The organism is Stenotrophomonas sp. Bg11-02, from assembly GCF_002836635.1.
Taxonomy (GTDB): domain Bacteria; phylum Pseudomonadota; class Gammaproteobacteria; order Xanthomonadales; family Xanthomonadaceae; genus Stenotrophomonas; species Stenotrophomonas lacuserhaii.
On the sequence record NZ_PJAY01000050.1, the window covers coordinates 63,461 to 86,542 of the forward strand.

19 protein-coding genes are annotated in these 23,082 nt (G+C 67.2%); 13 read left to right on the forward strand and 6 right to left on the reverse strand.

Annotation, left to right across the window (positions count from 1 at the left end; all coding sequences use genetic code 11):
- The first annotated feature begins 24 nt into the window (after positions 1–24).
- The 3 genes from CXG43_RS04870 to gnd are packed head-to-tail and all read left to right on the forward strand — an operon-like array spanning position 25 to position 2,824.
- The gene (locus CXG43_RS04870; protein ID WP_101098922.1) at positions 25–618 is read left to right on the forward strand and encodes a DUF2242 domain-containing protein; all 594 of its coding nucleotides are present in this window, start codon (positions 25–27) and stop codon (positions 616–618) included.
- A 2-nt stretch (positions 619–620) separates the two neighbouring features.
- Positions 621–1,913, forward strand: coding sequence for a hypothetical protein (locus CXG43_RS04875; protein ID WP_101098923.1), 1,293 nt, complete (start codon positions 621–623; stop codon positions 1,911–1,913).
- 5 nt (positions 1,914–1,918) lie between these two features.
- On the forward strand, positions 1,919–2,824 hold the full coding sequence (gene gnd / locus CXG43_RS04880) for a phosphogluconate dehydrogenase (NAD(+)-dependent, decarboxylating) (RefSeq protein WP_101098924.1): 906 nt from the start codon (positions 1,919–1,921) through the stop codon (positions 2,822–2,824).
- Positions 2,825–2,912: 88 nt separating this feature from the next.
- Here gnd and CXG43_RS04885 read toward each other — a convergent pair whose 3' ends face one another.
- Positions 2,913–3,950 carry an oxidoreductase gene (locus tag CXG43_RS04885; RefSeq protein WP_101098925.1) on the reverse strand — a complete coding sequence of 346 codons (1,038 nt, stop codon included), beginning with the start codon at positions 3,948–3,950 and terminating at the stop codon, positions 2,913–2,915.
- A gap of 171 nt (positions 3,951–4,121) precedes the next feature.
- Here CXG43_RS04885 and CXG43_RS04890 point away from each other — a divergent pair, with 171 nt between their 5' ends.
- Both CXG43_RS04890 and CXG43_RS04895 read left to right on the forward strand, forming a co-directional pair.
- Positions 4,122–4,502, forward strand: coding sequence for a BON domain-containing protein (locus tag CXG43_RS04890; RefSeq protein WP_042614161.1), 381 nt, complete (start codon positions 4,122–4,124; stop codon positions 4,500–4,502).
- A 529-nt stretch (positions 4,503–5,031) separates the two neighbouring features.
- On the forward strand, positions 5,032–6,546 hold the full coding sequence (locus tag CXG43_RS04895; RefSeq protein WP_101098926.1) for an ATP-binding protein: 1,515 nt from the start codon (positions 5,032–5,034) through the stop codon (positions 6,544–6,546).
- Positions 6,547–6,752: 206 nt separating this feature from the next.
- Here CXG43_RS04895 and CXG43_RS04900 read toward each other — a convergent pair whose 3' ends face one another.
- Positions 6,753–7,493 carry a 20S proteasome subunit A/B gene (locus CXG43_RS04900; RefSeq protein ID WP_101098927.1) on the reverse strand — a complete coding sequence of 247 codons (741 nt, stop codon included), beginning with the start codon at positions 7,491–7,493 and terminating at the stop codon, positions 6,753–6,755.
- Positions 7,494–7,582: 89 nt separating this feature from the next.
- On the opposite strand from CXG43_RS04900, the gene folK reads away from it, so the two are divergent.
- Positions 7,583–8,083: a 2-amino-4-hydroxy-6-hydroxymethyldihydropteridine diphosphokinase gene (gene folK, locus CXG43_RS04905; RefSeq protein ID WP_101099031.1), complete on the forward strand. Its 501-nt coding sequence runs from the start codon at positions 7,583–7,585 to the stop codon at positions 8,081–8,083.
- Positions 8,084–8,196: 113 nt separating this feature from the next.
- Here folK and CXG43_RS04910 read toward each other — a convergent pair whose 3' ends face one another.
- On the reverse strand, positions 8,197–8,934 hold the full coding sequence (locus CXG43_RS04910) for a pteridine reductase (protein ID WP_101099032.1): 738 nt from the start codon (positions 8,932–8,934) through the stop codon (positions 8,197–8,199).
- 57 nt (positions 8,935–8,991) lie between these two features.
- Here CXG43_RS04910 and CXG43_RS04915 point away from each other — a divergent pair, with 57 nt between their 5' ends.
- Together CXG43_RS04915 and CXG43_RS04920 are read left to right on the forward strand one after the other, a co-directional pair.
- Complete coding sequence (locus CXG43_RS04915; protein ID WP_101098928.1) at positions 8,992–10,176, forward strand: SAM-dependent methyltransferase; 1,185 nt, start codon at positions 8,992–8,994, stop codon at positions 10,174–10,176.
- Positions 10,173–10,559 (forward strand): hypothetical protein, encoded by a 387-nt coding sequence (locus CXG43_RS04920; protein WP_101098929.1) that lies wholly within the window; start codon positions 10,173–10,175, stop codon positions 10,557–10,559. Before CXG43_RS04915 ends, CXG43_RS04920 begins: the two co-directional genes overlap by 4 nt.
- Positions 10,560–10,655: 96 nt before the next feature.
- Here the strand turns inward: CXG43_RS04920 and CXG43_RS04925 are convergent, their stop codons facing one another.
- From CXG43_RS04925 to CXG43_RS04935, 3 genes are all read right to left on the reverse strand, one after another.
- Positions 10,656–12,980: a family 20 glycosylhydrolase gene (locus CXG43_RS04925; RefSeq protein ID WP_101098930.1), complete on the reverse strand. Its 2,325-nt coding sequence runs from the start codon at positions 12,978–12,980 to the stop codon at positions 10,656–10,658.
- Between the two features lie 121 nt (positions 12,981–13,101).
- On the reverse strand, positions 13,102–15,732 hold the full coding sequence (locus CXG43_RS04930) for a TonB-dependent receptor (RefSeq protein WP_101098932.1): 2,631 nt from the start codon (positions 15,730–15,732) through the stop codon (positions 13,102–13,104).
- 166 nt (positions 15,733–15,898) lie between these two features.
- Entirely contained in the window at positions 15,899–16,918 is a 1,020-nt protein-coding gene (locus CXG43_RS04935) for a glucokinase family protein (protein ID WP_232767605.1), read from the reverse strand.
- 363 nt (positions 16,919–17,281) lie between these two features.
- Here CXG43_RS04935 and CXG43_RS04940 point away from each other — a divergent pair, with 363 nt between their 5' ends.
- Genes CXG43_RS04940 through CXG43_RS04960 form a run of 5 tightly spaced genes read left to right on the forward strand, consistent with a single transcriptional unit; the run spans position 17,282 to position 22,930 of the window.
- Entirely contained in the window at positions 17,282–18,571 is a 1,290-nt protein-coding gene (locus CXG43_RS04940) for a sugar MFS transporter (RefSeq protein WP_101098935.1), read from the forward strand.
- A gap of 42 nt (positions 18,572–18,613) precedes the next feature.
- Entirely contained in the window at positions 18,614–19,681 is a 1,068-nt protein-coding gene (locus CXG43_RS04945; RefSeq protein ID WP_042614153.1) for a LacI family DNA-binding transcriptional regulator, read from the forward strand.
- An 8-nt stretch (positions 19,682–19,689) separates the two neighbouring features.
- A complete protein-coding gene (locus CXG43_RS04950; protein ID WP_101098936.1) occupies positions 19,690–20,718 on the forward strand; it encodes an SIS domain-containing protein in 1,029 nt (342 codons plus the stop codon).
- Positions 20,718–21,866: an N-acetylglucosamine-6-phosphate deacetylase gene (gene nagA / locus CXG43_RS04955; RefSeq protein ID WP_101098937.1), complete on the forward strand. Its 1,149-nt coding sequence runs from the start codon at positions 20,718–20,720 to the stop codon at positions 21,864–21,866. The genes CXG43_RS04950 and nagA overlap by 1 nt, the downstream gene beginning before the upstream one ends.
- Positions 21,863–22,930 (forward strand): heparan-alpha-glucosaminide N-acetyltransferase domain-containing protein, encoded by a 1,068-nt coding sequence (locus tag CXG43_RS04960; protein WP_101098938.1) that lies wholly within the window; start codon positions 21,863–21,865, stop codon positions 22,928–22,930. Before nagA ends, CXG43_RS04960 begins: the two co-directional genes overlap by 4 nt.
- Positions 22,931–23,082: the final 152 nt, after the last annotated feature.

The following is a 23,082-nucleotide window of genomic DNA, read 5'->3' on the forward strand; positions in this document are numbered from 1 at the left end:
GAGTCAATCGTTGCAGGAACGTCCATGCGGACTGCCGTCTTCCTTACTCCCGTAGTGCTGATGGCCGGCCTGTCCGGTTGTGGTGGCCGTGCGGCCGACAGTACCTTGCTGCGGGAATCGTTTGATTCCGGCGACATGTACTCGCGCACCGTGGACGGTTCGCCGGCCGAGGCCTGTGAGGCCGCCCGGCGCACCCTGCTCAGCCAGGGCTATGCGATCGCCCGTGCCGACGGGACCGGCGTGGAAGGCAGCAAGAATTTCCAGCCGCGCGATGACGACCACGAGCAGCTGGTGCTGCGCATTTCCTGTGCGCCACGCGGCCAGCAGGCGCTGGTGTTCATCAGCGCGGTGCAGGACCGTTACGCGTTGAAGAAGAGCCCGACCTCCGCCAGTGTCGGCGTAGGTGCGCTGGGCTCGGTGTCGCTGCCGTTCGGCAGCAATGACGATTCGCTGGTGAAGGTCGCCAGCAGCACGGTGCAGGACGGCGAGTTCTATGGCCGCTTCTTCCAGCGGCTGCAGCAGTACCTGCCGGTGGTGGCGGCCCCGGCCCCGGCCCCGGCCGCGGCACCCGCGGCGGATCCGCCGCCGACGGACAGCACGGACGACGGGCTGCGCTGAACATGCGTGCAGGCGTCGCGCTGCTGGGGGCGCTGCTGGTCCTTCCGGGGACGGCGCTGTCGGCCGCGCCGGAGTGCACGCAGGGGCTGCTGGAACGCCTGGGATGGCGATTTGAGTCGGCGGCGGTGACCACACCCGACGTGCACGGCGGCCCTGTCTGCACCCGCGAGGATCTACGCCAGGCGCACGCGCAGGGCGATCTGCGCGCCACGCTTCCGCGCCAATGGCAGCCTGCCGAGCGCGCGGAATTCATGCAGCAGCTGCTGGACGATCCGGCCAGTGTCTGCGCCTATGCGATGCGGGTGGGCGAAGCAGCGCGGCGGGCGGCCCACGCGCTGGAAAGCAATCCGGGCTATCGGTTTTCAGGCCTGCAGCTGGGATGGATCGGCTTCGGCGCGCGCGGGGCGCACGCACAGGGCTGGCACCGTACGCGCAGCCTGGGGCGGGGTTACCGGCCGGCGGCCAGCAACAGCCAGGCACTGGCGGCGTTCTACAGCGGCAAGGTGCGCAGCGAATGCGGCGTCGGCCGCCAGGTCGCCCAACTGGCCACCCAGCGCGAGCTGCACGGGGATGCCTCGTTCGACACGGCGTTCGACAACGATGAGCTCGGCATCGGCACGTTCGTCGGCCTGCACGACACCAACAGCATCCTGCTCGGCGCGCACGCTGGCGACCTGTTCGCCGACGGCAAGGCGGTACGCACCTCGGCGATGGGCCGCCAGGCCTTCATGGGTGCGCCGGGTTACCTCACCCACGCGCTCGGCCGGGAAACGCTGGACGACCTGAACAACCAGGCCGAAAATTTCATCGTGGTGGACGTGGGCGCCGAGGCGGCCGAGGCGCTGCGGCGGCACGGCGGATTCGGCTGGTACGACCAGCGCAACCGGGAACTCTGGGAACTGTCCCGGCAGCTGCCACGCCGTGGCGTACGCTTCTTCGAACGCTTGTTGGCCGAGCGCGATCCTGCCCTGCGCGCATCGCTCACCGATGATGAAGCGGTGCTGTTGGAGCGCATGGACGCCGTGCTGGACGATCCGTTCTACCGGCAGTTCCTGATCTTCGTACATCCGCGCGGTATAAAGCCCATCGGCCTGCATGTCGCACGCCTGCTGGACCGCAACCCGCGCACGCCGTTCACGGTGGAGCTGACGGTGCACAATCTGCCTACCACGCTGTACCGGCGCTGGCAGCAGGCGCAGTTGCGCCACTGCGCGGCAACCGGACTGCCGGGCAGCCTGACTTCTGATTCCGGACCCGACGGCGATGCCGGTCGCCGTCCCTCAACGCAAAGGTGAAACAGATGGATATCGCAATGATCGGCCTCGGCCGGATGGGCGCCAACATGGCCCAGCGGCTGCAGCGTGGCGGCCACCGCGTAGTGGGCCATGACCCGATGGAAGCGGCACGCGCGCGGGCGGCGGAATCGGGGATGGAAGTGTTCGCCACGCTGGCCGAGGCCGTCGCCGCGCTGCCGGTGCCGCGCGTGGTGTGGCTGATGGTGCCGGCCGGCGATACCGTCGACCAGACACTGGCGCAGCTGGTACCGCATCTCGCTGAAGGCGATGTGGTGATCGATGGCGGCAACTCGAACTATCAGGATTCCATCCGCCGCGCGCGGTCGCTCGCCGACGATGACATCTTCTATCTGGACTGCGGCACCAGCGGCGGCGTGTGGGGGTTGCAGGAGGGCTACAGCCTGATGATCGGTGGCGAGGCGGCCACCGTGGAACAGCTGGCCCCGCTGTTCCAGGCGTTGGCTCCGGCTGCCGACCGCGGCTGGGCACGGGTGGGCCCGAGCGGGGCAGGGCACTACACCAAGATGATCCACAACGGCATCGAGTACGGAATGATGCAGGCCTATGCCGAAGGCTTCGCGTTGATGGAGCGGAAAGAAGAAATGGAACTCGACCTGGGCCAGGTCGCCGAGGTATGGCGCCACGGCAGCGTGGTGCGTTCGTGGTTGCTGGACCTGAGCGCGCAGGCGCTGCAGCGCAATCCGGCGCTGGACGGCATCGCGCCCTACGTGGAGGATTCCGGCGAGGGCCGCTGGACCGTGGCCGAAGCCATCGCGCTGGACGTGCCTGCGCCGGTGATCACGCTGGCACTGCTGGAGCGGCTGCGTTCGCGCGAGTCGAACAGTTTCAGCGATCGCCTGCTGGCGGCGATGCGCAATGAATTCGGCGGGCACGCAATCAAGAAGACCTGATCGCTGTGGTAGCGCCGCGCCATGCCCGGCGGACGCGGGGCGAACCGCAGAAAGCCGCCGAGCATGGCGCGACGCTACACCAGAGGCGTCACAGCGCGATGGTGCGGCCCTCGCGCGCGCTGCGGCGGCCGGCATCCAGCAGCTGCATCAGCTGCAGCGCCTGCCCCGGGGTGACCTCGGCCGGCCCTTCGCCACGGATCGCCGCAGCGAAGGCGCTGTACAGCCGCCGATAGTCACCGGGCACGTTGTCCACGGTGGTGTGCTGCAACGTGCCCGCCTCGTCGAAGGCCGAGTGGACGCCATGCAGCGGATCCAGTCCCCAGCCCGGCGCGCCGGGTGCCTTGCCTGCCGCCAGCTGTGCCTCCTGCACATCCAGTCCGTGCTTGATCCAGCTGCCTTTGCTGCCGTGCACGGTGAAGCGCGGCGCTGCTGCGCTGACCAGCGAACCCGCATGCACGATGGCGCGCATGCGGGGGTAGTGCAGCACCGCATGCAGGTAGTCGGTGCTGCCTTCGCTGCGCTGGCGATCCAGGTCTGCGGTGATCGCCTGCGGCCAACCGAACAGCTGCAGCATCTGGTCAAGCAGGTGGGGTCCCAGGTCGTACCACAGGCCGCCACCGGGTTGCTCACGCTCGCGCCAGCGGTCGCGGACCTGCGGGCGGAAACGGTCGAAATGGGAATGGCATTCGGCAATATCGCCCAGCACGTCGGTAGCCAGCAGGTGGCGCAGAGTGAGGAAGTCCGCATCGAAACGCCGGTTCTGGAAAACAGTCACCACCCGTGCGTTGTCTTCTGCGGCGCGCAGCACGGCTTCAGCCTGCGCGGTGTCCAGCGCGAAGGGCTTGTCCACCAGCACGTGCTTGCCAGCGCGCAGTGCGGCGATGGCCAATGGCGCGTGCTGTTCGTTGGGCGTTGCAATGATCACCGCGTCCACCGCGGGGTCTTCCAACACCTCAGCGGGTGCGGCGCGCACGTGCACGTCGGTGAAGTGGCGGCGCAGTTCATCACGACGCGAGCTGACCACGCTGTGCAGGAAAAGCCCCGGCGTGTGCTGGATCAACGGCGCGTGGAAAACCCGCCCGGCGAGGCCGTAGCCGATCAGTGCAAGCTGCAGGTCGACAGGCATGGCGCGCTCCGCGTTGGGTGGGGATGACCAGCCTAGCGGCTCGTCCACGCGGTGCAAAACATGAATGGATGTCGCATCCCGCATCTTGGTTCACCCCGGCATGACAGTACCGGCACGCGAACTGGACGCCGGTTACGGGACACTCCATCCACCAACGAGGAGGACCGTACGATGAAGACGAATTCCAAGCTGCTTACCGCGACCATTGGCCTGGGCATGCTGCTGGCTGCACCGCTGGCGATGGCGAACGATCCGGCAAAGAAGGGCGGCACGATGGCCCAGGATCGGACCCATGCGGCGAACCACGACTCCAACGAGCCGGTGACCGATACGTGGATCACCACCAAGGTCAAGGGTGACCTGGCCGTCAGCAGCAATGTGCCGGCCACCGATATCAGCGTGACCACCGTCAACGGCGTGGTGACCCTGCAGGGCAACGTGGCCAACAAGGCCGAGCATGACAAGGCGGTCAACACGGCGAAGGGGATCAAGGGCGTTACCCGCGTTGATTCCAGCCAGCTGAAGGTCGCTGGCACCGCCTCGACGAAGTAAGTCGGCAGTCCAGTAGAGGTAGTGGCGGAGGCGCTCCAGGTGGGCGCCTTTGCCGTGTCTGGCTCTGGCCTGGGCGGCATCGAGCTGGTGCAATCGTCCGCTGCTGACCTTCAAGGACTGACGTGATGATGCACGCGATGGACGTGGCCGCGCTGCCGCCCTCCCAAGCCACCATGACGACGGCGCCGCGCTTCCTGTGCGTACGCGCCAGGCCCCCGCATCCGCCAGTTGATGCAGCGTGGGTACGGTGATGTACGGGACGTTCGGCAAGCCCGTCTTTCTGGCCCTGTCACCTTCGGGCGATCCGGATACACCGGCGGCAGGAGCGGAAAAAGCGGTCGCCGGGACGGCCGTGGACAGGATCCTGCGCCGGGCATTGGGTTGACGCAGCTACCCCATGGCCGGACGCGCCCCCACTGGACTATAGTGGCTTCACGCGCCCTTCGCGGCCCCCATGGTCGCGCGGCGCGGGGGGCGGCGTTCTGGAGTCTGCTGGGGGATCGGCAATGTGGATGGCCAGGGTGAGACCATGCCAGTGAAAACTGAGGTGGACGATCTGCGTATCCTGCTGGTCGAGGACATGCCCGACGATGCCGAGCGCGTCATCGCGCAGATCCTCGCTGCAGGCATGCGCGCCAGTTTCCAGCGGGTGGACGAAGAAGGCCAGCTGCTGGCTGCGCTGCAGTCCTTCCAGCCGGACGTGGTGCTGGCCGAGTTGAACATGGCTGCTTTTTCGGGCTTCCAGGCCTTGGACATCGTGCGCCTGGCGCAACCGGACCTGCCGTTCCTGTTCCTGTCCAGCACGCTTGGCGAAGATGCGGCGGTGGCCGCGCTGCAGCGCGGCGCAAGTGATTACATCCTCAAACACCAGCCCGCGCGGCTGCCTTCGGCGGTCGCCCGTGCCGTGCGCGATGCGCGTGCGACGGGCGAACGGCAGCGGGTGGAGGGGGAGCTGATGCGCGCGCAGCGGCTGGAAAGCCTGTCGCTGCTCGCGGCCGGGCTCAGCCACGACCTGCGCAATATCCTGCAGCCTCTGCTGATCGTGCCGGAGTTGCTGAAAGCCCGGACGCAGGATCCGCAACTGCTGCACATGGCCGAGGTCATCGCCGAATGCGGGCGGCGCGGGCATGAGATGGCGGAGTCGATGCTGTCCTTCGTGCGCGGCTCGCGCAAGCCGAGCGAGCGGGTCCCGGTGCACCATCTGTTCGAGGCGGTGCAGTTGCTGTTGCGCGGCACCCTGCCCAGCGATGTCGAGCTGCAGGTGGAGGCGGCGGATGGCGCGCCAGCGGTGGACGGCAATTACACCGAGCTGCAACAGGTGCTGCTCAACCTTGCGCTCAATGCCCTGCAGGCGATGCCCGATGGTGGCAGGCTCACCCTGCGGGTGGGCCCGGACGGCAGCCGCGAGGGACGGCAGTGGCTGGTCATTTCGGTGATCGACGAAGGCATCGGCATGGATGCCCAAACGCTGGAACGGCTGTTCAGTCCCTTCTTCACCACCAAGCCGGACGGCACCGGCCTGGGCCTGGTGTCCTGCAAACGGATCGTGGAAAGCTGCGGCGGACGCATCGTGGTGACCAGCGCCGTGGGCAAGGGGACGCGTTTCGATCTGCACCTGCCGGTCAGCGAGCAGGGCGGGCTGCCGGTGCCGCCCAGCACCCCACAGGCCGCCGGCACGGGGCAGTCCATCCTGATCGTGGATGCCGAGGCAACCCGCCTGTCGCTGCTGGGCAATGCCTTGTCCAGCCAAGGGTATGAGCTGCAACTGGCATCCGACGGCGCAGCGGCGTTGCGCGCGTTGAGGCCCGATGCCATGCCGGCGCTGATCATTCTCGATGGTGGCGCCCAGTTGCTGAGCGCCAGCGCGCTGTTGTCGGAGCTCTCGGCACGCGGGTACCGCGGCGCGGCACTGCTGCTGCGCGATGAGGCCTGCGTGTCGCCGGTTGTCGCGCCACCGGGGATTACACTGCACGCGCTACGCAAGCCGCTGGAGATGCAGCAGGTGTTCGGTTCCGTGGCCAAGGCGCTGCGCTCGCACCGGTAGTGACGGCCGCTGGCCGTCTGCCCCGTCTGCAGGTGGGTGACGACCGTTCCCTGCCACGGGTAGGTGACGACCGCTTCCTGCCACGGGTGGGTGACGACCGTTCCCTGCCACGGGTGGGTGACGACCGCTTCCTGCCACGGGTGGGTGACGACCGTTGGTCGTCACGCCTTCGCGCTCGCCGGGCATGGCGCGGCGCTGGCCTGGCATCACGCCTGCTGTTCCCACGGGAAGCGCGGCAGCGCGGCCACTGCCTGTTCCAGCCGATGCGCCCAGTTGCGGTGGATATCGGCATACAACGGCGAATCGCCGCTCAGGCGCAGCTGTCCGCCGATCCGCAGTTCATCGCGGCGCACCAGCGCGAGGTCCAGCGGCAGGCCCACCGACAGGTTCGAGCGGATGGTGGAATCCAGTGACACCACCGCGGTGCGCGCCGCATCGTCCAGTCGCGTGCGCGGCCGGATGATGCGGTCCAGGATCGGCTTGCCGTACTTGGATTCACCGATCTGCAGGTACGGCGTTTCGGGCGAGGCGGAGATGGCATTGCCAAGGGGATAGACCATATAGAGGCCAGGCCGCTCGCCGGCGATCTGCCCGCCGAGGATCAACGTCGCCTGGGTGTTCACCCCATCGTGGCCGTGTTCCACGTCGCGGCATTTGACCTGGCTGTCGACCAGCAGCGCGCCGACATACTCGGCCACCTCGAACAGGTGGCGCAGGCCGCGCAGGTTCGGCGTGCGCTGCTCTTCCACGTCGCGCTGCAGACGCGAAACCAGCAGCTGGGTGGTGGCCAGGTTGCCGCTGGCCATCAGCACGAACACCGCCTGGCCGGGGTATTCGAAGACATGCAGCTTGCGATGGACGCGTACATCGTCCACCGACGCATTGGTGCGGGTGTCGGCCGCAAAGACCAGCCCCTCGTCCACGTCGATTCCGACGCAATAAGTCATTGGCATCGTCCCATCAAGTGCGGTCCAATGGTACGGGTGATGCCGTGATGAAGACATTACCTCCCTCCCCTTGTCTCCCGATGACCTGCATGACCACCGTGCTCCTCAGCCTGGGCAGCAATGTCCAGCCCCGCCGTCACCTGCATGCCGCCGTGGCCGCCTTGGCGGAACGTTTTGGCGCCATCGCCATATCTCCGGCCTACCGCACCGCGGCGGTGGGCTTTGACGGCCCGGCGTTCCTCAACAATGCGGTGGCCATCGAAACCGATCTGGACCTGGACACGCTGGACGCGTGGGCGCATGCGCTGGAAGACCGGCACGGGCGTGATCGCAGCGGGCCGCGCTTTTCCGACCGGACCCTGGACATCGACGTGGTGTTCTACGGCGATCTGATCGTGGAAGGACCGGGGCACCTGCGCATTCCCCGTCCGGAATTGAAGCATGCGTTCGTGATCAAGCCGTTGGCCGACATCGCACCGGACTTCGTCGATCCGGTCAGCGGGCTGACCCTGGCGGCGCTGTGGGGGGCCCACCGCCAGTTCGGCGACGCCTTCGAGGTGGTGGAACTGGGTCCGGACAAAGAGGGCTGATGCAGCGGCGAGCGCAGCGGCAAAGGCGGTGACGACCAACGGTCGTCACCCACCGCGGTCGTCACCCACCGCAGTGGTCAGCCACCGCGGTCAGCACGACCGAAGCCGGCGGCTCAGGACAGCGTGCGCCCGCCATCCAGCCGCAGCGTATGGCCGGTGACGAAGCCGGCATCGGCGATCAGCCAGCGCACCGCCTCGGCGATCTCTTCCACCGTGCCGATGCGCGCCAGCGGGGTGCGCGCCAGCAGCGCCTCGCGGGCGAAATCATCCTTGCCGCTTTCCGGCCACAGGATGGCGCCGGGGGCCACCGCGTTCACCCGGACCTTGGGCGCCAGCTCCAGCGCCAGTGAGCGGGTGACCATTTCCAGCGCGGCCTTGGCCATGCAGTAGGCGGGATGGTCGCGCATGGGCTGGCTGCCGTGCAGGTCGGTGAGGTTGACGATGCTGCCGTGGCTGCGACGCAGGTGGGGCGCGGCGGCCTGCCCCAGCAGCAGCGGCGCCCGGGCGTTCACCGCGTACAGGTCATCGATGGCTTCGGCGGTGATCTGCCCAAGCGGGGTAGCGAAGAAGTTGGAGGCATTGTTGACCAGCGCATCCAGCCTGCCGAAATGGGCCGCTGCCTGTTCGACCAGGTCGGCCAGGGCATCAGCCTGGCGCAGGTCGGCCTGCAGTGCCAGCACGCTGCCCGGCCGGGCCAGTTCAAACGCGAAAGCGGCCTGCTGCAGCTCGTCGCTGGAGCGGTTGGCGTGCAGCACGATGTTGTAGCCAGCCTGGTGCAGATGACCGGCAATGGCCGCACCGATGCGGCGCGCGCTGCCGGTGATCAGGGCCACGGGGGCGGTAGGGGTCATCGGGTACTCCATGGCTCGGCTATCCTGTGCACCATTGTCACCGCATTTGAAGACGCCATGCAGTCCACCCTTCCGCTGCCCGATACCGACGCCCTGGCCCATAGCGAACAGCTGGCGGCCGCCCTGCGTGATGAAATCCGTACGCAGGGCGGTGCGATCCCGTTCTCGCGCTTCATGGAGCTGTGCCTGTACACACCCGGTTGGGGGTATTACAGCGCCGGCGCCAGCAAGTTCGGCGCCAGCGGCGATTTCACCACCGCGCCTGAAATGGGCGGACTGTTCGCCGCCACGGTCGCAAATGCGCTGGCCCCGGTGTTCGGCCAGCTGGGACCGCAGGCCCGCCTGCTTGAACTCGGAGGGGGTACCGGTGCCTTCGCCGAAGCGCTGCTGCTGCGGCTGGCGGAACTGCAGGCGCTGCCGGCGCGCTATGCGATCCTCGAGCCCAGCGCCGACCTGCGCCAGCGCCAGCGCGAGCGGTTGCAGCAGAACCTGCCGGCGGAGATCGGCGGGCGCGTGGAATGGCTGGACCGGCCGTTCGACGATGACTGGGAAGGCGTGGTGTTCGCCAACGAGGTGATCGATGCACTGCCTACGCCGCGCTTCGTGATCATTGCCGGTGAGGTGTACGAGGAAACCGTGGCGCTGGATGCCGACGACCAGTTCGTGCGCGCCACGGCACCAGCGGACATGCTGCTCAACGGCGCGGTACGGCACCTGGAGCGTTACCTGGACAAGCCGTTCGCCGATGGCTACCGGTCCGAACTGTTGCCGCAGCTTCCCTATTGGCTGCAGGCGGTGGCCGGCGGACTGAAACGCGGCGCGATGCTGTTCGTGGACTACGGTTACAGCCGCGGCGAGTACTACCTGCCGGAGCGCGATGACGGTACCGTGCGTGCGTTCTATCGCCACCACGTACACAACGAGGTGTACCTGTGGCCGGGCCTGCAGGACATCACCGCCTCGGTGGACTTCACTGCCATGGCCGAAGCGGGCCTGCATGCAGGCTTCGACCTGGCCGGTTACTGCAGCCAGGCCAGTTTCCTGCTCGGTAACGGGCTGGACCAGGTGCTTGCGCTGGCCGATGAGCGCACCGACGACGTAGGTCGCGTGCAGCTGCGTGAGGAGGTGAAAAAGCTCACCCTGCCCAGCGGCATGGGCGAGCGCTTCCAGGTGATCGGCCTGCAGCGCGACGTGGATTTCGAACCGTCCTTCGAACTCGGTGACCTGAGCTGGCGGCTGTGAGCGGCAAGTGGCTCAAGCCACTGCGCCATCGGCGGTTCTGGCTGTGCGTGTGGCTGGCCGCGGTGGTGACGGTGATCGTGGTCTGCCTGATCCCGCCGCCGCCGCTGGCGCTGCCGCAGGGCAGTGACAAGGTAGAGCATTTCCTCGCGTACTTCCTGCTGGGGGGCAGTGCCGTGCAGGTGTTCCAGCGCGGGCGCGCGCTGCTGTGGGTGGCCGCGGGCCTGGTGCTGATGGGAGTCGGTATCGAGATCGCGCAGGGCGCGCTGACCGAAACCCGCATGGCCGATCCGGCCGATGCGCTGGCCAATACCATCGGCGTCGTGGCCGGCCTCGCCACGGCGCTGACGCCGTGGCGGGACCTGTTGCTGCGCCTGCGCGGCTGATGCCGGACGGGTGGTAGCGCCGAGCCATGCTCGGCGGGCTGCCTGAAGCGCCGCTGCGCTCGCCGAGCATGGCTCGGCGCTACCGGGTCCGCGGCGCTACCGGGCCAGGGTCACTTCATCCAGCACCCACATCGCCGGACGGGTGTCACCGGTGAAGCTGATGCACAGGTCGCTCTTGCCGGCCGCCTGCTTGGGCAATGCCGCTTCCAGGGTGACGAATCCCTCGGCACCCACCTGGGCGGGCAACGGCACTTCGGCCAATGCCGGGCCGGTGCAGTCGCCGCGGCGGACCTTCATTTCACCGTGTGCCCGCCTGGCCGCTTCGAACTTGCGCTGCGGTTCGTCGTGGGCCAGCTGGAAGTAGTAGGGAATGCGGCCAGCACGGACCTTCAGCGTGCGGATGCCGGTGAGATCGGCATCGGCCCAGCGCCAGCACGGGTTGAAGATGTTGACGTTGAACACCGCACGCGCACCATCAGCCGGGCCGTCATCTTCCAGTCGCAGCAGCAGCTGGCCCGGGCCGGGGCAGGTCAGCAGTTCGTCGTCGCGGCGGGTCAGCAGCGACTGCGCAGTGAACGCGGCCACGCTGGGTGCGGCAGCCAACGGCTTGCCGTTGAAGAACGCGGCAGCGCGCACGGTCACCGGCACCGTGGCCTGCAGCGGCGTCTTGTACAGCGTCGAGTCTGCGGTCACCGGCAGGCCATCGGTGCGATAACGCACTTCGTAGCCCAGCGGGTTGGCCAGGCTGATCCGCACGCTGCCGGCGCGCCGGTCGTCCTGATGCTCGACGGCTACCTCGAACGGGGTCTGCGCATACGCAAGCCCCCATGCACGGTAGCGCTGCAGCTGCGCAGGCAGCCGGGCCAGGAAGTCGCGGAAATCACGCTGCTGCACCGGGCTCCAGCCGGTTTCGGCCACCGCGGCCAGGCGCGGGAACAGGTTGTGCTGCAGGCGGGCGTAGCTGCGCGTATGTTCGGTGAACATGTTGGCCTGCAGGCCGAGGATGTGGTGCTTTTTGTCCGCCGCCAGCGTGGCCGGCACCGGCTCGAAGGCGTAGGTGCGGGCCAGCGTGGTGAGCAACGGGCGGCCCGGCGGCTCGTTCGGCGATGAGGTCTGCAGGTAATCCATGTACATGTCGGTGACCGGCGACATCACCACGTCGTGGCCTTCGCTGGCCGCCTTCAGGCCACCCTCGGTACCGCGCCAGGACATCACCGTGGCCTGCGGCGGCAGGCCGCCTTCGAGGATTTCATCCCAGCCGATCAGGCGCCGGTCGTGCTGTTCCAGGAAGGTTTCCAGCCGCTTGATGAGATGGCTCTGCATCTGCATTTCATCGCTGGCACCCAGTTCGCGCATGCGCTGCTGCACACGCGCCGAGGCGATCCACTGGTCCTTCACCGCTTCATCGCCGCCCACGTGCACGTAGCTCGACGGGAACAGGGCGATGACTTCTTCCAGCACGTTTTCCAGGAAGGTGAACGTGCTTTCCTCGGTATTGAACAGATTGGGGAACACGCCCCATTCGCTCAGCGGTTGCAACGGCGTATCCAGTACGCCCAGCTCCGGGTAGGCGGCAATGGCGGCGGTCGCGTGGCCCGGCACGTCGATCTCCGGGATCACCTGGATATGCAGCGCGGCGGCGTAGGCGATGACCTCGCGGATCTGCTGCTGGGTATAGAAGCCGCAATACGGACGCGGTGCACCGCTGGCCGGATCGCGGCCACCGTCACCGGCCGGGATGCGGCAGCTGCCGACCTCGGTCAGTTTCGGGTAGCGCTTGATCTCCATGCGCCAGCCCTGGTCATCGGTGAGATGCCAGTGGAAAGTATTGAGCTTGTGCGCGGCCATCGCATCGAGCACCTGCTTGATCTCGTCCAGGCTCTGGAAGTGCCGCGCCGAATCCAACATCAGGCCGCGCCAGCTGAAGCGCGGGGCATCGTCGATGCGTAGTGCCGGCAGGGCACCGTCGGTGTTGCTGGTGAACAGTTGCGACAACGTCGCCGCCCCGTAGAACAGGCCGGCTTCGGTAGCTGCGGCAACGGTCACACCGTCGCCGTTGGAGCGCAGTTGGTAGCCTTCGGCGCCGGTCTTCAGCGCGGTGTCGAGCACGAAGTTGACGCCGTTCTTGCCGTTCCCGTTCTTGACCGGCAGGGTGGGGCCGCCGCTGTCGCGCAACAGCGTGCTGAACTGGCGTGCCACGCGCGTGGCCGCGTCGCCGCGCGCCCAGACCGGGGTGCTGGCTTCCACCTTGAAGGGCGCGCCATCGAGGCGTTCCACGTGGGCCGGTGCGGGAATGAGCGGCAGGCTGCCGTCGCGCAGCAACGGGCCGGGGGCGTTGTCGATGGCCGGTGCATCGGCGGCGCGCGCCAGCGGCGCGATGGCCAGGCACAGCAGCAGCGGGGCCAGGGAGGTGAAGCGCATCAGGTGACTCCTGTGGTGGCGGGGCGCCGACGTTTGGCCGGTGCCTCCCGTTTTACCGTCCCCATCATGCAACGGGCCCGGATGACCGGGCCCGTTGCGATGGGACATTGCCAGCTGCAGCTTAGAACTTGAAGTGCACCGTGGCCATGTAGCGGCGGCCACTCTTGTACTTGCCGGCCAGGTGCTCCTTGTCGCCCAGATACTGGAAGTAGGTCTCGTCCAGCAGGTTCTGTGCGTCGACGGTGAGCGACCAGTTCTCGTTGAAGGTGTAACCGATGCTGGCGCCCAGTTCGGCGTAGTCGTCCACGCTTGCCGGCGCGGCACCGGCCACATAGCCGCCGGCCAGGTAGCTGTCACGCCAGTTGTAGGTCAGGCGGGCATTCAGCGGGCCCTTTTCGTAGTACGGGCTGAAGGCCACGGCATTGCGCGACTGGTAGGGCAGCGGATCACCGGTGTTGTTCTCGCCGTTGGCGTAGGTGTAGTTGCCGGTCAGGCCGAAGCCGCTCTCGCCGAAGGGCTGCTGGAAGCTCAGGTTGAAGCCCTTGACGTGGCCGCTGCCGGCATTGCGCGGACGCTGGATGCTGTAGTCGCAGTAACCATCGGCCGTGCAGCCGTTGGTGCCGACGATGCTGTCCCAGGTCAGCGGGGAGGTATCGCGGATCGAGTTGTACTGGCGCTCGATGGTGGCCGAGGTGTCGATGTAGTTCTCGATCTTCTTGTAGAAGATCGACCACGCCACCACCGCCTGCGGCGCGAAGTAGTACTCGGCCGACGCGTTGAAGTTCCACGACTCATACGGCGACAGGTCGGCGTTGCCGCCCGAGCCGGTCAGCTGGGTATCGTTGAGGAAGGTGTTGTTGACCATCTGGTTGTACGGCGCCCAGGCGATCACCTTCGCACCGGAGAAACGGAACACCCAGTCGCTGTCGGTGTCCCAGGCCAGGCTCACCGAGGGCAGCACGAAGTCTTCCTTCTTGCTCCGGGTCTGCCACTTGCTGTCGAGGTCGGTCAGGGTCGGCGTGCCGCCGTAGACGAAGCCGCTGCCGTCGGTCTTGGAGTCGACGTAGCGCACGCCGACGTTACCGCGCAGCGGACCGTTGGAGAAGTTCAACTGCGCATAGGCGGCGTTGTTGGTCTGCTCCAGCGCCCAGCTGTTGTTGAGGTAGCTGGACGGATCCGGGTTGGCGAAGTCCAGCGGGCTGCCCTTGACCCAGGCCAGCACGTTGTCCCGGCCCACCTGGATGTGGTGCGACTGGTCGTCACCGAAGCCCTGGATGCCGTCGGTCAGGCCGATGGTACCGACGTCGGCCAGGGTGCCGGTACGCACGCCGCCGTACACGTTGAGCTCGAAGTTTTCTTCGTGCTTGCCGTGGCGCACGCCGAACTGCAGCTGGTTGAACACGCTGTCGAACTGCACGTTGAAGTCCAGCTGCGCGTAGGTGTCCTTGCTGTCGGTGGCGAAGATGCCGTTGTTGCCGAGCCAGCCGCCCGGGGCGCCCCAGTTGGCCGGATCACGCGCGCCGGCCGGGTCGTCGAAGGTCAGGCCATCGTCGACGCTCCAGCTGTAGGCGCCGTTGTAGACCGGTTCGATGAAGTACTGCGCCAGGTTCTTGTTTTCCGACTTGCTCTGGCCGACCTGGCCGTTGACGCCCCAGCCTTCGCCCTTCCAGGCGCCACGCAGATCCAGGCCCTTGGTGGTGACTTCGGATTCGCGCACGTTGTTGTCATAGATGACGGTGCCGCTGGTGGCATCGGCATTGGCATTGGAGTGGCCGCTGGTGGCCACGCCGTTGCGCACGCCGCCGAGCTGGTCGATGGCGTTGCGGGTGCCGTCGTTCCAGGTCAGGAAGGAGTACATCGACTGGTTGTAGTTGTCGAAGTTTTCCTTGATGTACAGGCCACTGAGGTTGAACTCGAGGTCTTCGTTCGGCTTGAACTGCAGGTTGACCACGGCGCTGTCGCGCTTGCGCTCCTGCTGGAACCAGGCCGCATTGATCGAGTTCGGCACGTCGACATCGCCGGCCACGCCCGTTGCGTTGGTGAAACTGCTGGCCTTGGCGTAGCCGAACACTTCGATGCCCTGGCGGTCGATTGCTTCTTCGTAATGCTGCGCGGAAACGGCGATGCCGAACGTTTCGTCGTCGTTCTTCCAGCTGTACAGCGCCGAAGCGTTCGGCTTGCCTTCGCTGGCCTTCTGGCTGTAGCTGTAGCCTACAGAGGCGGCCACTTCGTTTTTCTTCAGGTCCAGCGGCTGGCGGGTGTGCATCAGCACGGTGCCGCCGAGGCTGCCTTCGGTCAGGCGTGCTTCGGAAGACTTGATGATCTCCGCGCGGCCGAGGATCTGCGGAGACAGCAGGGTGTAGTCGAAGCCGCGGTTGGGCTGCTCGCCATACAGCCAGATGGCCTGCGCGACCGGGTGGCCATCCAGGAAGGACAGGTTGAGGCTGGGATCGGTGCCGTCGATGCTGACCCGCTCGCCTTGGCCGAAGCGGCGGTCCAGGGTGACGCCGGGAATCTGCGACAGCGCTTCGGCGACATTGGTGCTGGGGAACTTGCCGATGTCCTCGGCGGTGATCGCTTCGGACACACCAACGTTGTTGCGCTTGGTATCCAGCGACTTTTCCAGGCTGGCGCGGATGCCGACCACGGTGATCGTGTCCAGGTCCTGCGGTGTCTGGGTCTGCTGGGCGTGGGCACTGAAGGCCAGGCAGCCGACGATGGCGGCCGAAAGTACGGACTTGCGGGTGTTCATGATGTCTCTCCTCATCACACGAAGTTTCGCCGCGTCGGCGCGTGGTTGTTGCTGTCGTACGACCTCGCCGCGGCCGGCGGGTCGGGTGTTCCGGGTACAGCGTGCTGCGTGTTCCGGGTACCGCGTCGTTCGTTCAGGCCGCCACGCGCTCCAGCGCGCCGCGCGGTCAGCGGGATTGCTGGCCGAGATACCAGCTGGCCGCGCCGATGACGCCCAGCTGACCGTGTTCGACCACCTTCACCGGGATCCGCTGCAGCGCTTCGCTCATCGGTCCCTTGTTGAGATAGCGCGCCACGAAGGTGCTGGCGCGCAGGTAATCACGGATCTTCGGCAGGATGCCGCCGGCCAGGTAGACGCCACCATGGGCGCCGTACAGCAGGGCCATGTCGCCGACAGTGCTGCCGAGCAGGCCGCAGAACACGTCCAATGCCCTGCGTGCCAATGCGTCGGTGTCCGCGATGGCGGCAGCGGTCACCGCATCGGGGGTGCCCAACACGGCGGGCTGGTCTTCCAGTGCGCACAGCGCGGTGTACAGGTTGATCAGGCCGGGGCCTGACAGCGCATGTTCCACCGACACGTGGGCGCGTGCGCGCAGCATGTGGCGCAGGATCGCCATTTCAAGTTCATCGCTGGCGGCAAGGCTGGCCTGGCCGGCCTCGGTCGCCAGCACCACCGGACCATGCGCGGTCGGGATCCACAATGCCGCACCCAATCCGGTGCCTGGTCCCACCACCAGCGTGGGGCCGACCGGCGCGCTGTCCGGCCCGCACAGCTGCAGCACGCCGCTCGCATCGACCTGGGCCGCCGCGTGGGCCACGGCTTCGAAATCGTTGACGATGTGCACGTGCTGCACCCCGACCTCGGTTTCCAGCTGGCGCGCCGACAGCGGCCAGGGCACGTTCGCGGTGATCACCGTGCCGTCTTCGCGGGCGTAGCCGGCGGTGGCCACCACGCAATGCGCCGGACGCATGCCGTCGCCGAGGAAGTCGGAAAGGATCGCGCCCAGGCCGGGGTGATCGGCATTGCGGTACTTGCGGTAGTCCAGCACGCGTACCGGATGCGCGGCGTCGCCGCTTGCCTCTACGCGGGCCACCCGGACATGGGTGCCACCGACGTCCGCGGCCAGAAAGCCCGGCGCTGCAGTGGAAAGGACGTGGGTGGGTGCGGGATGGCTGGCAGCGGTCACGCGGGCTCCTGCGGAGTGCGGGCCATGGGTGGCCCGCCGTTGAGCGGAATATGAAGCCGTGTTGACAACGATGTCAACGGCTTCGTGAATTTTTCGTTGCTGCATCGCAAGAGATGGTTTCCGCAGAAAACGATTACATGCCGGAACCGCTTCCTCCGGGGAAACATCCGCAGCGCAGGCGCTTGAGCGGTCCAGCGTGTTCAGTGTGTCCGACAGCCCCAAGGATGCGGCATCGCAGCAAATATAGGGCGGAGGATTTTGTGAGTTGACAAAGTCCCTATGCCCGTCGAAAGAATGTGACAACGTTGTTCCCAGCCACTCGTCGACGACGCCCTGCGCGGAGTCGCAGCAGGAGCCTTGCCGATGTCCGCCGTCCACGCTGCAGGTGCGCGTACCAGCGTCACCACGTCCATCGCCATCGTCGGCGTGTTGTTCTTCCTGATCGGCTTCTTCACCTGGCTCAATGGACCGCTGATCACCTTCGTCAAACTGGCCTTCGAGCTCGACGAGGTGGGCGCGTTCCTGGTGCTGATGGTGTTCTACCTGTCCTACTTTTTCCTGGCGCTGCCGTCCTCGTGGATTCTGCGCCGTACCGACATGAAGAAAGGGCTGAGCCTGAGCCTGCTGGTGATGGCCGCCGGTGCAGCCACTTTCGGTGAGTTCGCTACCCAGCGCTGGTATCCGGGCGCGCTGGGCGGTCTTTTCATCATCGGCAGCGGCCTGGCACTGCTGCAGACCGCGATCAATCCGTACATCAGCATCCTGGGGCCGATTGAAACCGCAGCGCGGCGCATCGCGCTGATGGGCATCTGCAACAAGATCGCCGGCATGCTCGCGCCGGTGCTGATCGGCACGCTGGTACTGCATGGCGTCGGCGATCTCTCCACCGCGGTGGAGCAGGCCGACGTGGCAACCCGCGCGGCACTGCTCAACGACTTCGCCGCCAAGATCCATGCGCCTTACCTGGGCATGGCCGCGCTGCTGGTGGTGCTGTCGGTGGCGGTGCTGTTCTCGCCGCTGCCCGAACTGAAATCCTCCGAGGCCAATGCCGCACCGGCGGGCAAGGGGGGGATCGAACGCAGCAGCATTTTCCAGTTCCCGCACCTGTGGCTGGGCGTGCTGTGCCTGTTCGTCTATGTGGGCGTGGAAGTGATGGCCGGTGATGCCATCGGCACCTACGGCCACGGATTCGACCTGCCGCTGGACCAGACCAAGATGTTCACCTCCCTCACCTTGGGGGCGATGCTGGTGGGCTACGTGGTGGGCCTGCTGCTGATCCCCCGTTTTGTTTCCCAGTCGCGATACCTGAGCATCTCCGCCTCGCTCGGCGTGCTGTTCTGCGTGGGCGCCTACTTCACCCATGGCTATGCGTCGGTCGCCTTCGTGGCACTGCTCGGGTTCGCCAACGCGATGATGTGGCCGGCGATCTTCCCGCTCGCGATCCGCGGCCTGGGGCGCTTCACCGAGACCGGTTCGGCACTGCTGGTGATGGGCATCGCCGGCGGTGCGATCATTCCGCAGGCCTTTGCCGTGCTCAAGCAGCATGTCGACTTCCAGCTGGTGTTCCTGCTGCTGATGGTCCCGTGCTACCTGTACATCCTGTTCTATTCGACCATCGGGCACCGCGCGGGCCTGCCGCGCGACGCTGCCTGATCGGCGATCATGGACGCCACGGATCAACCGCGGGGAACGGCAATGCGCAGAGCCACAATCAAGGACGTCGCCGAGAAGGCCAAGGTCTCTTTGAAGACCGTGTCGCGCGTCATCAACAACGAACCGTCGGTGATGCAGGCCACCCGCGCGCGGGTGCTGCGTGCGGTGGCCGAGCTGGATTACGAGCCGGATCCCTCGGCGCGCAACCTGCGCAGCGGCACTACCTTCGTGGTCGGGCTGGTGTATGACAACCCCAACCCGTACCACATCATCGGCGTGCAGAACGGCGTGCTGGCGGCCTGCCGCGAGACCGGCTTCGGCCTGCAGATCCACCCCTGCGATTCCAGTTCGCCGCTGCTGGCTGAAGAGCTGGCCGACTGGGTACAGCGTTCGCGACTGGCCGGGCTGGTGCTGACCGCGCCGATGTCCGAGCGCCGCGACCTGGTGCAGGCCTTGACCGCGCGTGGCATCAAGCTGGTGCGCATCATCGCCGCTACCGAAGATCCCGCCGACGGGGCCTGCGTGTTCGTCGACGACCGCGAGGCCGCCTACGAGGTCACCGAGCACCTGATCCAGCTTGGCCACCAGCGCATCGGCTTCCTGTGGGGCGGTAGTTCACACCGCTCATCGGTGGAGCGCCATGCCGGCTACGAAGCGGCGTTGAAGGACTACGGAATGACCGTGGACAAGCACCTGGTGGTGCAGGGTGATTACACCTTCGACGATGGATTCCGCGGTGCACGGCGCCTGCTGGCGCTGCGCGAGCCGCCGACCGCCATCTTCGGGTCCAACGATGAAATCGCCGCCGGCGTACTGGCGGCAGCGAAGTCGGCCGGCATGAACGTGCCCTACGACCTGTCCATCGCCGGCTTCGAGGACAGTCCGTTTTCGCGCCAGTCCTGGCCGCCATTGACCACCGCCAAACAGGCCACCGAAGACATCGCCCGGCATGCCGCGCGCCTGCTGATCGCACAGCTGCGCAGCGATGCGTATGACGATGCGCCGTCGCCGCTGCACAACCAGGGCTTCGTGCCACAGCTGGTGGTGCGTGGTTCGACCGCGCCGATGCGTCCGGCCGCCGCGCGTGCCCTTCCTTCCGATCCTCCTTGAGTACCGCCATGACCCTGCCAGCCCCTGCCGACACGTTGATGTTCCGCGAAGCCGCCGAGGCGGCCGATGTCATCGCCGCCCAGTTCGCGCGCAATCATGGCGTGATGGAAACGCTGGCAGCCAGCCTGCGCGCTGCGCCGCCGCCGTTCGTGGTGACCTGCGCGCGCGGCAGTTCGGACCATGCGGCGACCTATGCCAAGTACCTGCTGGAGACCCAGCTTGGCCTTGTGGTGGCGTCGGCTTCGCCATCGGTGGGATCGGTATACGCCGCGCCGCTGCAGCTGCGCGGGGCGTTGTTCATCGTGATCTCGCAGTCCGGCAAGAGCCCGGACCTGCTGCGCAATGCGGAGGCGGCCAAGGCCGCCGGCGCGCGCGTGGTGGCGCTGGTCAACGTGGAGGATTCGCCGTTGGCGCAGCTGGCCGAGACGGTGATCCCGCTGCACGCCGGGGCCGAGCGCAGCGTTGCGGCGACCAAGAGTTATCTCGCCTCGCTGGCCGCCGTGCTGCAGCTGGCCGCGTACTGGAAACAGGACAGCGCGCTGCGCGCGGCGCTGGACGCGCTGCCGGCGGCCCTGCGCGAGGCCTGGCAGGCGGACTGGAGCGCGGTCACCGAGGGCCTGGTGGAGGCCTCCAATCTGTTCGTGCTGGGGCGTGGCCTCGGTCTTGGTGCGGCGCAGGAAGCGGCGCTGAAGTTCAAGGAAACCTGTGGCCTGCATGCCGAGGCGTACAGCTCGGCGGAGGTCAAGCACGGACCGATGGCGCTGGTCGGGCCGGGCTTCCCGGTGCTGGCCTTCGCCCAGCCGGACGAAACAGGCGCCGGTACGCGCGCGGTGGCCGATGAATTCGCCGCGCGGGGTGCGCAGGTGTGGCTGGCAGGCGCCGGCGGAGACCTGCCCTTGGCCGCCGCGCCGCATCCATTGTGCGCACCGCTGCTGACGGTGCAGAGCTTCTACCGCGCAATCAACGCGCTGGCGCTGCGTCGCGGGCACAACCCGGACCTGCCGCCGCATCTGAACAAGGTCACGGAGACCGTCTGATGAAGCAGGTGCTGCGCAATGCCCGGATGCTGGTGGGCGAAGAGTTCCGCGATGACCTCGCGCTGGTGATCGAAGAGGGCCGCATCAGCGCGGTGCTGCCCGATGCGGCACCGCAGCTGGGACCGGCCGACGAACAGGTGGACCTCGGTGGCGGCTGGCTGCTGCCGGGCTTCATCGACGTGCAGGTCAATGGCGGCGGCGGCGCCTTGTTCAACAACACGCCGGACGTGCCGACCCTGCGCACGATCGCCGCGGCGCATCGCCGTTTCGGCACCACCGCGCTGCTGCCGACGCTGATCAGCGATGACCTGCAGGTGATGCGCGCGGCGATCACTGCCACCCACGATGCCATCGCGCAGGGGGTGCCCGGCGTGATCGGCATCCACCTGGAAGGTCCCTATATCGCGCCGGCCCGCAAAGGCACGCACGACGTCAGCAAGTTCCGCGTGCCGGACGCCGATGAGGTCGCGCTGGCGGCATCGCTGGACAATGGCGTGACCCTGCTGACGCTGGCGCCGGAACGGGTGCCGCTGGAGACCATCCGCGCGCTGGTGGAGCGTGGCGTGATCGTGGCGGCCGGGCACACCGCGGCCACCTACGAAGAAGCACGCGCCGGGCTGGATGCCGGTATCCGCGGCTTCACCCACCTGTACAACGCGATGTCACCGCTGCAGGGCCGTGAGCCGGGTGCGGTGGGCGCTGCGCTGGAAGACCGGGACAGCTGGGTCGGGATCATCGTCGATGGCGTGCACGTGCATCCGGGCAGCCTGCGCGTGGCGCTGGCCGCCAAGCCGCGCGGCCGCCTGTTGCTGGTGACCGATGCGATGCCGCCGGTCGGTGCGGATGACCCCAGTTACGAGCTGTACGGGGAGATCATCACCGCCGTGGACGGCGTGGTGCGCAACGCGGCCGGTTCGCTGGCCGGTTCCGCGCTGGACATGGCCACGGCGGTGCGCAACACCGTGCAGCTGCTCGGCGAGCCACTGGCCGAAGCCGCACGCATGGCCTCCACCTACCCGGCGCGCTTCCTCAACGTGGATGACCGGATGGGACATATCGCCGAGGGCTTCCAGGCCGACCTGGTGCTGCTGGACGATGCCCTGCAGGTGCGCGGCACCTGGATTGCCGGGCAGTACGAAGCGGCATGAGCACGGCCGCCGCCACGCGCCTGGCATCGATCGATGCACTGCGCGGGATCACGGTGGCGGCGATGTTGCTGGTCAACAACCCGGGTGACTGGGGCCATGTGCATGCGCCGTTGCTGCATGCGGCATGGCATGGCTGCACGCCGACCGACCTGGTGTTTCCCTTTTTCCTGTTCCTGGTCGGCGTGTCGATGGCGTTCAGCGTGGTGCCACGCGCAGCGAATGCAGCGGCACGGCCTGCGCTGGCGCGCGGCGTGCTGACCCGTGCGCTGCGGATCCTGCTGGCCGGCCTGCTGCTGCACGCGCTTGCGTGGTGGCTGCTGGAGCTGCCGCACTACCGCCTCTGGGGCGTCCTGCAGCGCATCGCGGTGTGCTCGGCGCTGGTGGGGTTGCTGGCGGTGTACGCGCGCCAGCGGCTGCAGTGGGCGGCGCTGGTGCTGCTGCTTGCAGGCTATTCCGGTCTGTTGCTGGGCGCCGATACGCTGGTGCCGCTGCTCAACCCGGTGAGCCGGCTGGACACCGCGTTGTTCGCCCCATGGATCTACCAGTACGAGGCGGCCAGCGGACTGGGCCATGATCCAGAAGGATTGATGAGCACGCTGGGTGCGCTGGCGACCACGCTGCTGGGGCTGCTGGCGGGGCAGATGCTGCGTGCCGCCGCGGCGCTGCGGCTGGCCATCTGCGGCGCGCTGCTGCTGGCCATCGGCCTGGCGGCGGCAGTGTGGCTGCCACTCAACAAGAATCTGTGGACGCCGCCGTATGTGCTCTGGACGGGGGGCCTGGCGATCATCGCCCTGCTCGCCGCGCATTGGCTGATCGACCAGCGCGGCTGGCCGGCATTGGGGCGCCGCTTCGGCGTGAACGCCATTACCGTTTATCTCGGCGCATCGGTGATGTCGGTGCTGCTGGGCGCCAGCGGGCTCTGGCAGGCGGTCTGGAACGCTGCCGCTGGCGCAATGCCGACGCAGCTGGCGACGGCCTCGCTGCTGATCGCGGTTTCCTTTGTCGCTGCATGGTGGGCGGTGGCGTGGTGGCTGGACGCACGCCGCATCTACCTGAAGATCTGAACCTGTTAAGTCATGTTGGCGGCGCGTGAGCCCAAGGCCTGTCCACATCCAATGTGCGAATGGCCTCACATTTAAAATGTGGAATATACGTAGAACCCGGTGGCAGACTGCGGTTGCAGTGCATTCAAGGTGGCACGTGACGCAGGGGACAT